Here is a 13156-nt window from a genome sequence, read left to right on the forward strand (position 1 = left end):
TTAACTCTCCCTTTTGAAAAGCCAGCCTTGCAGTAAAACAATAAGAGCTGGCAGATAAATTATTGTCATTATCGCGCTGAGCAGCATCATGCTGACAATGAAAGCGCCCACAGTTATATACGGGGTTAACGGCGCGAATATCATTACGGCAAAGGATGCTGCAAAGAGTATTGCGTTGCGCATTATCCCTTTCCCGGGACGCGCTGCTGTCCAGAGCAATGCGTCAGAAAGAGTTTCGCTCCCCTTCGTTTCGGTCATGCGTTGCCTGAGCCTGCTCACAAAATGGATAGCAAAGTCCACCGCCATGCCGAGAGAGAGGCAGGAAAGAACAGAGATCGGCATATCAAAGTCCTTGCCGATAAAGCCGACAACTCCATAGATAAACAGTATTGTGAAGAGAAGCGGGGTATATCCGACAATAGCCCATTTGACGGATCGGAAGTCAAAGGCAAGGATGGCAAATACGGCTATCAATGCAATAATAAAGCCCGTTACCATGTCCCATAACACCTCATCATTCCAGACAAGGTTGAAGTAGGCGATACCCGACGGCTTCAATTCCATAGCAACAGGATGGGCAGTCTTGTACTCATCCATCGCCTTTATCACCTCCCTCATTGCCTGCGCGTCCCATGTCTTCAACTGCACCCAGATGTTCGCTTTTCTGAACGGGTAGTCCACAACATTGTCCAGATCAGCGGGCTTTGCAGACATTGAGAAGAGGAAGATATACTGCCCGATCATCTCCTTTGTCTCAGGGACAACATCATATTTAGGGTCATTGTCATGAAGGACAAGGTTAATCCGCTTCACGTAGTCAACAACCGAAGTTGTCTTGCCGACAACAGAGAGTTTTTCAAGGTGCTGCTGAAGCCCCTCGATATAGCGCATCGCCTCAGGGGTTTTTATGAAATCATCTTCTTCTGCAGTCGCGACGACATATGCCATTGAGGTGCCGCCGAGAGAACTGTTTATGACCGTATCGGCTATACGAACATCGCTGTCCTTCTTGAACCATTCCACCAGATTATTATTGACATTCATTTTTGTTACCCCGACAATTGCTATCGCACAAAGCACAAGGCCGGCGATGACCGTAGCCTTTGGACTATGCGTGCCTATTGAGGCAAGCTTCTGTAATAAACTCGAAGTCCTGCTTGAGCCGATGTCTTCCGCATGAGCGATCTTTTCTATCTGCTCATCTTTCACAAAGGTGAACATGGCCGGGATAAAGCTGAAACTCAAGATCCGCAGGACGATAGTGCCGAATGCCACAACACCGCCAAAGACCTGTACCGGGATAATATTCATAAAAAGAAGCACGCCGAAACCGACGGCTGTTGCCAATGCGGTGTTGCGGACAGGGCGGCTCACAGCTCGCATTGTCTCGATTATTGCGGCCTTTTTGTCTTTCTTCTCCCTGTAGCGGAAGTAGAACTCGTTGAATATATGCATGCTGTCTGTTGCGATAGCCATAAGAAAGACAGGCGCCATTGAACTCATGATATGAATAGGGTAGCCAAGGCCAATAAGAAGTCCCATGCTCCAGACGATGCTGACCATGGCGTCCATCATCAGCGTAATGGAGAGGAAAAGGTCTCTGAACATGAGATACCTGACAAGAAGCATGACCATTCCTGCAATCGGGGCAAAGATCGCCATGAGCTTGAACATCTCAGCTCCGAAAGTATCCCGTGCTACAGGATCGCCTGCTACGTAATATTTTTCATCGCCTGTTTCTTTCTTCAATATCTTTTTTATCTCATCGGCGATCTCTTTTCCGTTTGATCCTTTTTCAAGAGGGACATATATGGCGGTAGTCTTTCCATCCTTTGAGATAATTTTGTCAATGAATAGCGGGTTTTCAAACAGCATCTTCCTGAGTGACTCTATCTCCGCCTCACTTTTTGGAACTTCTGTCATGAGAGGAGCGACCCGCAGCGTGCCTGCTTCGGCAGTTACATTGGTAATAGTCGGAAAGCTGTTTACATCTCTGGCAGCAACGCCCTTAAGTTTTAATATTTCATCTGTGATCCTCTGGACCTTTCCGAGGGTATCTTTGTTGAGAACGCCTTTTTCATTCACAATCCCGACCACGATCATGTCTTCATAAAGGCTGAAGGTCTTTTCTACTTCGTCATTCCACATCCTGACATCTGATGTCTCAGGGAGCATGCTTTTGGGGTTCGTGTCAGTCTTGATCTTCGTAAACTGGGTCGCAAACGCAAGTGTGATGATAATCGTAAGCAGTACGATTAGTTTTGGATGTTCAACAGAAAATTCAACAAGGGAAAACTTACGCATGCATACCTCCACCTATTTACGCAGGAATGATAATATTCGCAAGCTGCTTACTTAAAACGTCAGATTCATATCCGCCTTGATAACAACATCTTTATAATATGTGGCCGGGTCAGCTACCTCTACACCATCAACAAAATCCTGCTTGGTCATGCCAAAGAGCGGGACGTTCAAGGGACATGCAAGCAGCTTCGCTCCCTCTTTGTAGAGCATGAAAAGCAGATCTTCAACCGACGGGAGGTTCATTTCATCCATCCTCGCCATAACAGCATCGCCTTCTTCTTTAGGTTGGTCCGGCAGGCAGACAAGTGTGTTTACCTTGTCCTTATGAAGGGCGTTGACCCCGCGCGACCCGAAGAACATTGTGACATTAGAACCCTCTTTCAGGAGGCTGTACGCGGTCATGAGGGCATTGTAAACCTGGCACAGTTCATCGTGGAAACACATAATCGAAACGTTTTTGATAACCTTTTCCATTTTATCCCTCCTTAATTTTTTAAAGCCAACTGTTATTTATTTTCCCGTCAATATCTGGTACCACATTCTTAGACCTGTTATTGCGATAATAACGGCAATTGCCAGGCGGAGGTATTTGGTATTTACTTTCTTACTCATCTTCCCGCCGAATTGCGCCCCCGGTATTGTGCCGATGACAAGCGCTATCGCATATGGCCATAGTATCTGTCCGGTAGTCATCTTGCCTATGGTTCCCATGAGTGCGCCCAGAAAGACGATTCCAAGCGTACTGCCTATTACAATGCGTGTCGGAATGTTAAGCAGATATATCATTGCCGGGATGTAGATGAAAGCTCCCGGCGCACCGACCATGCCGCCGAAAGTGCCTATCAAAAGGCTTAAGAATATCGCAAGCGGTTTGTTATATTGAAGGTCATCAGGTGAGATATCCTCTCCCTGCTCACGCTTTGGAATGAACATTGTCACTGCAGCTATAACAGCCATTGTAGCAAAGATAGCTAACAGGAAAGAGCTTTTGGAAGTTTTTGAGAAGAGAGAACCTGCAAGATTACCTATGGCATTGCATACTCCCATGTAGAGAAGGAGAGACTTGCTCACAAAACGGTTTTTATTATGAACGATAACAGCTGTCAGGGATGCTGACAGCACCTGCACCATACTGATGGCGGCAACCTGCTTCATGTCAAACTGCCCGACACCGACCAGGCCGAGCAGTCCGGATAAGAAACCTCCGCCAAGACCGAGTATTACGAGTGTGATCAATAATTGTATTTCCATAGTTTTTTTATCTCTCCTATAGAGTTAATTTGTATATAGATATCTCAACGCCGTATTTTTTTGTAATCACCGTACATGGTCTTTTCAAGAAGCATGGCCATTGGTTTTTTTAAAAACGATTCTGACAGCCAGTGTTTTTCAAATATGACCTTTCCTAAATGCCACAATGGAGAAGGCTTGCGCATTTTTACCTGTGGATTCGGAGTAGCGTAGAAATTCCCGGAGCCGAACCCGGCTGTACCATCTCCGATCTCTATGAAACAGCCTCCTTCTCCCGTATATTCCGCTTTTTCTCCGATCCCCAAAATCTCATTTGCAATATTTTCAGCCACAACTTTTGCTTCAAAATGGGCAAAAACCCCTGCCTTGGGAAGCATCAGAGGCATACCCGGCTTCCACTCTGGGTATCTTGACCTTGGCTACATCTCCTATGGCGTAGACATTTTCAAATTGAGTTTTTAATGTATCTTTATCCGCTGGTATCCAGTCATCAGTCAATCCTGATTCTCTGATGACCTTGGGGGATTTGTGAGGAGGAACTACCAATAATAGATCATAGTTTGCCTTCCCTTTGTCAAAAGTTATTTCCTTTTGTTCTGCATCTATTGAGGCAACCTTGTGCTCAAAATTGTATTCTATTCCCGCTTCTCCAAGCATCTCTTTTATCATATTTCCCACAGCAGGCCCGGCAACCGGCATTGGCAGTGGTTCGGGAGCAAATATTTTCACATTAACATTATTTTCAAGGCCTCTCTTTCTAAAGATATCTTTCAGCAGGAAGGCGGTTTCATAGGGTGCAGCCGGACATTTGTAAGGCATGGAAGAAACAAGGACTACTATGTTCCCGCCGGAGAAGTTCTTTATACTGTCTCTCGCTTTCAGTATCCCGTCTAATGTGTAAATATTGCAGGCATCTTTTTTTAAGGCGTCTTCAAGGCCTGGCACTGCATCGGGAAATAATGAAGCGCCGAGAGAGATCACAAGGTAATCATAGGCGATCTCTTTCTTTTCGGTTTTGACTGTTTTGTTTTGAGTATCGATCTTTACGATATCTTCATTTATAAGATCAATGCCGCTCTCGATCAGTCTTGAGATGTCTTTTTTGATTTCTTCCGGTTGTCTGTCTCCGCACATTACCCAGAGAAAGGAAGAGGCAGATATATGCTCTTTGCTTTTATCTACTATTATTATCTTGTGTTCATTTCCTAATTTCTTCCTGAGATCATTAGCCGTAGTCAATCCGCCAACTCCTCCGCCTAAGACTACGATCGTTTTTCCATCGCTTCCCATCTTTCCTCCTTTAATTTATAAATGCATTATTGATCAGGATTATTATCTCTTTCTTTTCCCGGGGTAGGTACCTTTTTTTGACACAGGGCAGCATTTGGGCCCGGGTAGATCCTCGGAATATTCCTTATTTAATATATGAATGATATCCAATGCTAATGGACTCTTCAGGAAGTAGCATCTTAATCTGCCGTCAATAAAAAAATCGATGATCCCGGCGCTCCTGAGCTTTGACAGGTGCTGAGATATATTTGGCTGACTCACATTGTCAAGAAAGTCTTCGAAATCGCTTACGCACTTAACACCATTGGAGAGTTCGGTCAGGATTTTTATTCTGACAGGATGGGTAATGGCCTTGAGTATCTCAATACGCAACAATATATCTTTTGTCATATTCAAATATTACGATATTTGCATATGATTGTCAACTATATAATTTTTCGGGTGGCAAATCGGTGAAGAGGCTTTGATTACGAACGAATACTCCTGATCTATTTGCGATTTAATAATGCTTGATATTATGTGTTGAATGCTTTATTCTTGTGTTCCATATAGAATATGAGAATATTTATTTTGTATAATAATTCAGTTTATTAATACAGCAAGGAGAATTCTTTGAACTTTTTTGAGAAAATCGGTGACATGGTAATCTATTACCTTGATCAAGCAGGGATGATGGTCATATTTCTCTTTCAATCCCTTTATGCCTGCATCAAGCCGCCTTACAAAATAGCTCCTGTAGTAAAGCAGATATATGTTATCGGCGCTCTTTCCGTCTTTGTAGTTATTTTCACAGGACTTTTTTCCGGGATGGTGCTCGGTCTTCAGGGATTCAACACACTGAAAAAGTTCGGAGCTGAGGGGCTTTTGGGCTCAGCTGTTGCGCTCAGTCTGATAAGGGAACTGGGCCCTGTCTTAACCGCGCTTATGGTTACCGGACGGGCTGGCTCTGCTATCTGTGCTGAGATCGGCATAATGAGGAACTCCGAGCAGATAGACGCTCTTGAGTGTATGGCTATCGATCCGTATAAATTCATAATATCTCCCAAGTTCATTGCAGGGATAATCTCCTTGCCGCTTTTGACAGCCATGTTTGATATTGTAGGGATATTCGGAGGATACCTTGTAGGCGTCAAGCTCCTGGGCACGAATCAGGGGGCATTCTTTAATACGATGCTCACTGATGTGAAGTTTGACGATATTTATATGGGACTCGTGAAGTCTCTATCCTTCGGCCTCATTATTGTTTGGATCTCTTCTGCAATGGGTTACTTTGTTCATATGACAAGAGGAGGGGGCTTTGGAGCAGAGGGTGTAAGCAGGGTCACTACAAATGCTGTCGTCCTCTCGTCAGTCTCTGTTCTGGTCTTTGATTATTTCCTGACTTCCATGCTGATCTGATGATTGATAACAATTATATAATACAACTGGTAGATGTTGAGAAATCTTTTGGTACTCAAAAGATACTCAAGGGCCTTAACCTCTCTGTAGTTGAGGGCAGGACTTCTGTTATCGTGGGCGGAAGCGGCCAAGGTAAGAGCCTAACCATAAAGCACATCCTCGGCCTGATGAAGCCTACAAGCGGCAACGTTTTTGTATATGGCAAGGATATTAACAAGATAAGCAAAAAAGAGCTTAAGGATATAAGGTCTGAATTCGGCGTTCTCTTTCAGAACTCGGCACTTTTTGATTCAATGACGATATTTGATAACGTCGCCCTTCCTCTGAGAGAGCGAACAAAGATGTCAGAGGCTGAGATAAAAGATACTGTTAATGAATATCTGGAACTCATGGAGGTCAGGGGAGCGCATGAAAAGTTTCCTGCACAGGTCAGCGGGGGAATGAAGAAGAGGGTAGGGCTTGCGAGGGCGCTTGTTCTTAAACCCAAGATTATGTTCTTTGACGAGCCTACCACAGGCCTTGATGTGGCGATGAGCAATGAGATATACCGTATCTTTTTCCGCACACAGGCAAAGCTCGGGTATACAGCCATTATCGTCAGCCATGATGTGCCGAAGATATTCAAACTGGCTGACTATGTCCTTCTCTTCCACGATGGTATTGTTGAAGAGAACCTTACTCCTGAGGAATTTCAGCTTTCAGACAAGCCTGTTATAAGACAATTTGTCGAGACAACAATGGGAAGATTATATTCAAGTGAAATGGAGGATATTCAATGAAGAAAATAAGCATAGAGACAATTGTAGGAATATTTCTGGTGTTGGGATTGGTCGCACTTGCTTACATGTCAGTGACGCTGGGCGGGGTAAGCCTTTTCGGCACAGACCAGTATAAGGTCAGTGCCCAGTTTGGAAACATCTCCGGCCTTACCAAGGACGCCACTGTAGAGATTGCCGGCGTCATTGTGGGGAAGGTAGCAAGTGTCAGTCTTAATGGTGATGACTATCAGGCAAAAGTGGAGATGCTTATAAACCCTAATGTGAAACTTCAGGAAGACACGATCGCGTCTATCAGAACGCAGGGGATAATAGGCGACAAGTATGTAAAACTTTCACCGGGCGCTTCTGAAGATCTTATAAAGGACGGCGGAGAGATAGTTGAGACGGAATCATCGCTTGTGCTTGAAGAGCTTGTAAGTAAATACATGTTTGATAAAAAGTAAATTCTAATTATATTGAGGTGTGAGTATGAAACTGGTCAGGTTGATTTTAATAAGTACTGTTTTTGTTTTTTCGCTTCAGATGTTTTCTTATTCGTTCGCAGGTGATTCTCCCAAGGCATCTTTGCAGACGACAATAGACGCTATTCTAGCTCTCTTGAGGGATAAATCACTTTCAACTTCTGACAAGAAGGAAGTCAGGCGTGAAAAGATAAGGGCTTTGCTGAATGAGCGCTTTGATTTTGCCGAGATGGGCAAACGCTCTCTTGCCAATCACTGGAAGGAACGCACGCCTGCTGAGCAGAATGAGTTTGTTTCTATATTTTCAGATCTCTTGGAGGCATCTTATATCGGCAAGATAGAGGGATATACAAATGAGAAGGTGACCTATGACAGTGAGAAGATAAAAAGCGAAGGCAAATATGGAGAGGTTGAGACATCCATAGTCACAGAAAAAGTTGATATCCCTATTTATTATAAGCTGATAAATAAAGACGGCAAATGGCTGGTTTATGATGTCACCATAGAAGGCGTCAGTTTTGTCAGCACATACAAGGGTCAGTATAACGAGATCATTGTGAAGAATTCTTATGCAAAACTTATTGAGCAGATGAAGGATAAACTGAAAGAGGTAAAATCCTCTCTCTAATATGTGTTTTGCCGGAGATGATATATGAGCGATGAACTGAAGAAAATTATTCATGACTTAAAAGACAAGCTTCAGATATTCCAGTTATTGACTGAAAAGGAACTGGATACCGTAATTCCGTTTTTTGAGCGGGTAAGGTATCCTGCCGGCGCCACACTTTTTAAAGAGGGAGACCCGGGAGATTATTTTGGTATAGTTCTCTCAGGCAGGCTTGAGGTAAAGAAAGAGACAGAGTTTAAGGATAAGTCCATAGTGCTTGCATTGCTTGGGAAGGGCTCTTTTACTGGTGAGCTTTCAATGCTCGACGGCCAGGTCCGTTCTGCCGCTGTTGTGGCGCTTGAAGATTCAGAACTCTTTATTCTTAAGCGCGATACTCTTGATAAATTCATGGAAGAATACCCGCATATCGGGATTAAGATACTTAAAGGAATAGTCAGAACCATGTCCATACGCCTTAGAAGGTCTGTTGAAAGAATGGCAACGATCTTTTAAGCCCTCCGAAGGGCAATGATTTTCAATGATAAGTACATCCTGAATGACGGTGCTGATATAGCAGTTATAGGTGGCGGCCCGTCCGGGACTTTCTTCACGATCTTTGCCCTTAAAATGGCAAAGATGATCGACAAGAAGTTAAATATCACCATCTTTGATCCCAAGGATTTTTCCAGGAACGGTCCCGCTGGATGCAACAGGTGCGGCGGTGTAATATCCGAACTTCTGGTTCAAACGCTTGCTGTTGAGGGCATCAACCTTCCTGATTCCGTTATCCAGAGAGGCATCAATTCCTACAGGCTGCATACATTACACGGCAGTGTTGATATTGTCACCCCTTCCTTTGAAAAGACCATTGCTACAATCAAGAGAGGAGGTGGGCCTTCTGAAATTAATCTGGCAGGCAAGGAGAGTTTTGATAACTTTCTGCTTAAGCAGGCTATTGAACTCGGTGCCGTACACAGGCCTTTACGCATTGACAGGATAGAATACAACGGCGATAAGCCTCTTCTTTTTTCTCAGGGTGAAAAGGTGCATGAGTCAGACGCTGTTGTAGGCGCTTTCGGCGTCAATTCTACCGCAGCAAAGATGTTTGAAGATATCGGATTCGGATACAGCAGGCCTGAGACTATAACCACAGCCATTGCAGAATTGGAATTTGGTGAAGATGTGGTTTCTGAATATTTTGGCAATTCCATACAGCTTTTTCTGCTTCCTTTGCCGGGCATGAAGTTTGCCGCCATGATACCCAAGGGCAGTTATGTTACCGTCTGTATACTCGGAAAGAACATGGGTTCTCACACTATGGAAAATTTTCTAAACCATGATATAGTCAGGAAGATATTGCCAAGGGGGGCATATGTAAAGCCTATGTGCAGATGCCTGCCCAAGATGAGCATAGGCGCTCCGAGAATTCCTTTTACTGACAGAATAGTGATCTGCGGTGATGCCGGGTCAACAAGGCTCTTTAAAGACGGCATCGGCGCAGCATATATAATGGGCAAAGCGGTTGCAAAGACTGTTGTATTTGACGGGGTAAGCAAAGAACATTTCAGAGAAGGTTACTACCCTGCATACAGGGGCATCAAGATAGATAATTATTACGGAAGGTATCTCTTTTGGGTAACAGACCTTTACAAAAAGTACGGTATAATGACAAAAGGGATGCTTGCAGTTGTTGAGGATGAACAGAAAGGGCCTGGCAATCCCAGGGTACTAAGCACGATCCTCTGGAATATGTTTACCGGTAATGAGCGTTATAAAGACATATTCAAAACAGCTATCAGCATCCCGATGCATATTGATCTTTGGAGAGAATTTGCCGGAAGTATTGTAAGGAGGCGGAAATGAGCTACTCAGATATTGGGAAGGTTTATTCAGACGGTGAGGTAATATTTAAAGAAGGTGATAAGGGCGAAAACATGTTTGTCATCCAGTCAGGCAAGGTAAGGATAACCAAAAAAACCGACTCAGGAGACATGACCATTGCAATCCTTGATACAGGAGAATTGTTCGGTGAGATGGCGCTGTTTGATAAGCTGCCCCGCTCTGCAAATGCCACTGCCGTAGGAGAGGCAAGGATATTGAACATAGATAAAAAGAAGTTCTTTTCAAATGCGAGCAGGGACCCTTCCATGGTATTTAAGATACTGGAAACCACAAGCATGAGGATAAGGAAGCTGGATGATGAGTTCACAAAGCTTAAGAAGAGCAGGCTTGATGTGCTTCATGCCTGTATGGATGTTGATGAGACCTGCAAACTGATACTTGATGAGGCAAAGAACATCATAAATACTGACAACGGCTCTATAATGATATTTGACGATAACAAGAAAACCCTGACCATCAAGTCTGCATTCGGGGATAAGGCAGGCGATGCCATGGAGTTTGCAGTAGGTGAGGGCATTGCCGGAGATGTGCTTAAGACCGGGAAGGCAGAGCTTGTCAATAATGTCTCGCTGGATTCAAGGTTTGTAAAGGGCGGGGCCAGGATACATTCGATGCTTTGTGCGCCGCTGAAAGGCAAGGGTAATATCTTCGGCGTTATAAATCTGAGCAACAGTTCGGAAAAGATGTTTACGATAGAGAACCTGAAGATACTCCATACTCTTGCAATATATGCTTCTGTAGCTATACTTAACGCTAAGAGTTTCAGTAAGCTCAGCAGCGCCGCAGAGGATGTTCTGATGCATGCATCATTGCTTGATATGTAACGGGGTGCTCCGAGGCGTCTTCAGGTGCAATAGTTTTGCTTATTAGGCGAGAATCAGAATTTTGAGAGTTTTAAACTTTTATATTCTGACGGAATATTTGTAAAAAAAAGTGTTCCGTCATCCATGGTAACTTTGTAAATCTTTGCCGGGATATCTTTATCAGTAATAGCTCTGCCGGTATCATCTCTATTTGTATTTCTGTTTGTTACCCAATTGGTCTTTCCTTCATAAAGAGAGAATACTTTATTTACATAATCTTCTGTCTCAGGGAATGCCGGTACTCCTCCGTAATCCGTAACAGTGCCCGGCCCGGCATTATAGGCAGCAACGGCAAGCGGAAGATCATTGAACATATCAAGCAGAAAACGGAGGTATCTTGTCCCGCCGTCTATATTTTCCTCAGGGTCAAAGGGGTTGATCACGCCCATGTCTTTTGCAGTAGAAGGCATGAGCTGCATAAGCCCCATAGCGCCCTTGTTAGAGACAGCGTTTTTTCTCCAGTTGGATTCTACAGTTATTATGGCTTTAATCAAGGAAGCATCTACGCTGTATTTTGATGATTTATTATTGATTATCTGGTCGTAGTAGCTGCTGCTGTCATAACTGTTGAACTTGTTTACTTTTATTTTTTTCTTATGGGAGGTTACCGGAGGGACATTTGTGAATAGAACAACTCCGTTCTTATCAACAGACTTATATATCTCCCCATATGATAACGAAAAAGACAGAAGGACGGCCGAAATTACAAATATGAAAAATGCTTTCAGCATACTAAAATATACCAGTTAAAGGTTATGGCGGTCAATTATTAATTTATATCCTTTGGTTAAATTCAGTAATTGACTTGGATAACTAAAATCTTTTATGTGATTTTACTCTTATGTTTATTATTGCTTTTATACTTGACTAATTCGCCATTGATATGGGAAAATTTGTCGCTTTATCTTGCGAAAATGAAAGAATTATACATTGTTTGATAAATGTTTTTATAACTTAAGCAAAAGGAGGTATTAATGCGTAGATTAATGTCTTATCTGTTACTGCTTTTGATTTTCCTATTTGGCTTTGGCTTAATGTCAACCCAGTCATTTGCCCTGGACAGTTTGCAGAAAGGAATCGAAGAGTACAATGCTGAAAACTATGATGAGTCTCTCCAGTTATTTAAAGAGGCGAGGCAGCAGAAGCCTGATTCTTCAACTGCTGCATATTATCTCGGGCTTGCCTATGAGCAAATCGGGCAGATCTCTGATGCTGTAGAACAGCTTAAGGATGCCGTAAGTATGATGCCGGTTGAAAAAAAGGCTTACACTAACCTGGTTGAGATACTTTACAGACAGAATAATTCTGCTGATGCAAAACTTTACATTCAGCAAGCTGAGCAGGCCGAGGCCGCACCGGCAGATCTGGCTTATCTAAGGGGTCTTGTCTGCCTGCTGGATGGCAGAAACAGCGAGGCTGTTGATTCCTTTATAAAGGCAAAGGAACTTGATCCCTCTCTTGCGCAGAAGGCTGATCTTCACACCGGGATAGCCTATGCACAGGAAAGAAGAATCGAAGATGCGAGGGCAAGCCTTAACGCAGCCGTTAATGTAAACCCTTCTTCCGAGCTGGCCGATTATGCGAGAGAGTATGAGAGCAGCCTTGCAGGGATGGTGGAGCAGATGAAAAAATGGAGCTTCATGGTAGGCGCTGCGGTACAGTATGATGACAATGTGGTTGCAAAACCATTGTCAGATATACCAGGCGTTGATGATGTGACAGGTGAGGACGACATCAGCATTGTGGCAATGTTCAATGTTGATTATAAACGGCATCTCAGAGGGCCGTGGTTTCTTAATGCAGGCTACAGAATATTTGCTAACAACTACAGTGAAATAAATTCCCATAACCTTCTGGTACAGAAGCTCTCTGTAACTCCCGGGCGCAATATAAATGGCGGCAATATCTTCTTCCCCATTGAATACCATCATATAATACTTGATGACAGCGGATATGCATCTCTCTTGTCTCTGAAGCCGACCATAAAATTCATGCTTAACCCCGGTAATATCGGCGTGGTCAGTCTTGGACTCCTGCACAGAGATATGCTGGAATCGTCTGTTAACAGCAATGAGGACAGGGACGGCAATGTATACAGTATTGGCTTAGGTTATGTTCATCCGACATTTGAGGGCAAGGGCGTCTTCAAGGCAGGCTACGAGAGGTGGACCCCATCCATTGGACAGGTTAGGGGCTGATTTAAGGTGGAATGCACCGGCCATCATGCCGCCTCCAAAAGCTGTTCTGATTTCCTATATCCGCCAATAGGCAGATTCCAGTATGCCTCATAAGGGGTCTTGT

At 43.8% G+C, this 13156-nt stretch carries 15 protein-coding genes; 8 read left to right on the plus strand and 7 right to left on the minus strand.

The window, feature by feature from the left end:
• Genes Q7U10_07510 through Q7U10_07535 form a run of 6 tightly spaced genes read right to left on the minus strand, consistent with a single transcriptional unit; the run spans position 1 to position 5235 of the window.
• Positions 1 to 2304: an MMPL family transporter gene (locus Q7U10_07510; protein ID MDO8282454.1), complete on the minus strand. Its 2304-nt coding sequence runs from the start codon at positions 2302 to 2304 to the stop codon at positions 1 to 3.
• Positions 2305 to 2355: 51 nt separating this feature from the next.
• Positions 2356 to 2778, minus strand: coding sequence for a DsrE/DsrF/DrsH-like family protein (locus Q7U10_07515; protein MDO8282455.1), 423 nt, complete (start codon positions 2776 to 2778; stop codon positions 2356 to 2358).
• 36 nt (positions 2779 to 2814) lie between these two features.
• Entirely contained in the window at positions 2815 to 3555 is a 741-nt protein-coding gene (locus Q7U10_07520; GenBank protein ID MDO8282456.1) for a sulfite exporter TauE/SafE family protein, read from the minus strand.
• A 44-nt stretch (positions 3556 to 3599) separates the two neighbouring features.
• The gene (locus tag Q7U10_07525) at positions 3600 to 3941 is read right to left on the minus strand and encodes a hypothetical protein (GenBank protein MDO8282457.1); all 342 of its coding nucleotides are present in this window, start codon (positions 3939 to 3941) and stop codon (positions 3600 to 3602) included.
• Positions 3898 to 4845: an FAD/NAD(P)-binding oxidoreductase gene (locus Q7U10_07530; GenBank protein MDO8282458.1), complete on the minus strand. Its 948-nt coding sequence runs from the start codon at positions 4843 to 4845 to the stop codon at positions 3898 to 3900. Before Q7U10_07530 ends, Q7U10_07525 begins: the two co-directional genes overlap by 44 nt.
• Positions 4846 to 4887: 42 nt before the next feature.
• Entirely contained in the window at positions 4888 to 5235 is a 348-nt protein-coding gene (locus Q7U10_07535) for a metalloregulator ArsR/SmtB family transcription factor (protein MDO8282459.1), read from the minus strand.
• A 249-nt stretch (positions 5236 to 5484) separates the two neighbouring features.
• Between Q7U10_07535 and Q7U10_07540 the strand changes: the two genes are divergently transcribed.
• From Q7U10_07540 to Q7U10_07570, 7 genes are read left to right on the plus strand one after another with little or no spacing between them, the layout of a single operon-like run.
• The gene (locus tag Q7U10_07540) at positions 5485 to 6243 is read left to right on the plus strand and encodes an MlaE family lipid ABC transporter permease subunit (GenBank protein MDO8282460.1); all 759 of its coding nucleotides are present in this window, start codon (positions 5485 to 5487) and stop codon (positions 6241 to 6243) included.
• Positions 6243 to 7022, plus strand: a complete 780-nt coding sequence (locus Q7U10_07545; GenBank protein ID MDO8282461.1) for an ATP-binding cassette domain-containing protein — start codon at positions 6243 to 6245, stop codon at positions 7020 to 7022. Before Q7U10_07540 ends, Q7U10_07545 begins: the two co-directional genes overlap by 1 nt.
• Positions 7019 to 7465 carry an outer membrane lipid asymmetry maintenance protein MlaD gene (mlaD, locus tag Q7U10_07550; GenBank protein MDO8282462.1) on the plus strand — a complete coding sequence of 149 codons (447 nt, stop codon included), beginning with the start codon at positions 7019 to 7021 and terminating at the stop codon, positions 7463 to 7465. Before Q7U10_07545 ends, mlaD begins: the two co-directional genes overlap by 4 nt.
• A gap of 25 nt (positions 7466 to 7490) precedes the next feature.
• Positions 7491 to 8111, plus strand: coding sequence for an ABC transporter substrate-binding protein (locus Q7U10_07555; protein ID MDO8282463.1), 621 nt, complete (start codon positions 7491 to 7493; stop codon positions 8109 to 8111).
• Positions 8112 to 8135: 24 nt separating this feature from the next.
• Complete coding sequence (locus Q7U10_07560; GenBank protein ID MDO8282464.1) at positions 8136 to 8603, plus strand: cyclic nucleotide-binding domain-containing protein; 468 nt, start codon at positions 8136 to 8138, stop codon at positions 8601 to 8603.
• Positions 8604 to 8618: 15 nt separating this feature from the next.
• The gene (locus tag Q7U10_07565) at positions 8619 to 9953 is read left to right on the plus strand and encodes a hypothetical protein (protein MDO8282465.1); all 1335 of its coding nucleotides are present in this window, start codon (positions 8619 to 8621) and stop codon (positions 9951 to 9953) included.
• Positions 9950 to 10816, plus strand: a complete 867-nt coding sequence (locus tag Q7U10_07570; GenBank protein ID MDO8282466.1) for a cyclic nucleotide-binding domain-containing protein — start codon at positions 9950 to 9952, stop codon at positions 10814 to 10816. The genes Q7U10_07565 and Q7U10_07570 overlap by 4 nt, the downstream gene beginning before the upstream one ends.
• 53 nt (positions 10817 to 10869) lie before the next feature.
• Here the strand turns inward: Q7U10_07570 and Q7U10_07575 are convergent, their stop codons facing one another.
• Positions 10870 to 11586, minus strand: coding sequence for a lytic transglycosylase domain-containing protein (locus Q7U10_07575; protein MDO8282467.1), 717 nt, complete (start codon positions 11584 to 11586; stop codon positions 10870 to 10872).
• Between the two features lie 243 nt (positions 11587 to 11829).
• On the opposite strand from Q7U10_07575, the gene Q7U10_07580 reads away from it, so the two are divergent.
• A complete protein-coding gene (locus Q7U10_07580; GenBank protein MDO8282468.1) occupies positions 11830 to 13053 on the plus strand; it encodes a tetratricopeptide repeat protein in 1224 nt (407 codons plus the stop codon).
• Positions 13054 to 13156: the final 103 nt, after the last annotated feature.

It is taken from the genome of Thermodesulfovibrionia bacterium, assembly GCA_030646035.1.
GTDB lineage: Bacteria > Nitrospirota > Thermodesulfovibrionia > UBA6902 > UBA6902 > JACQZG01.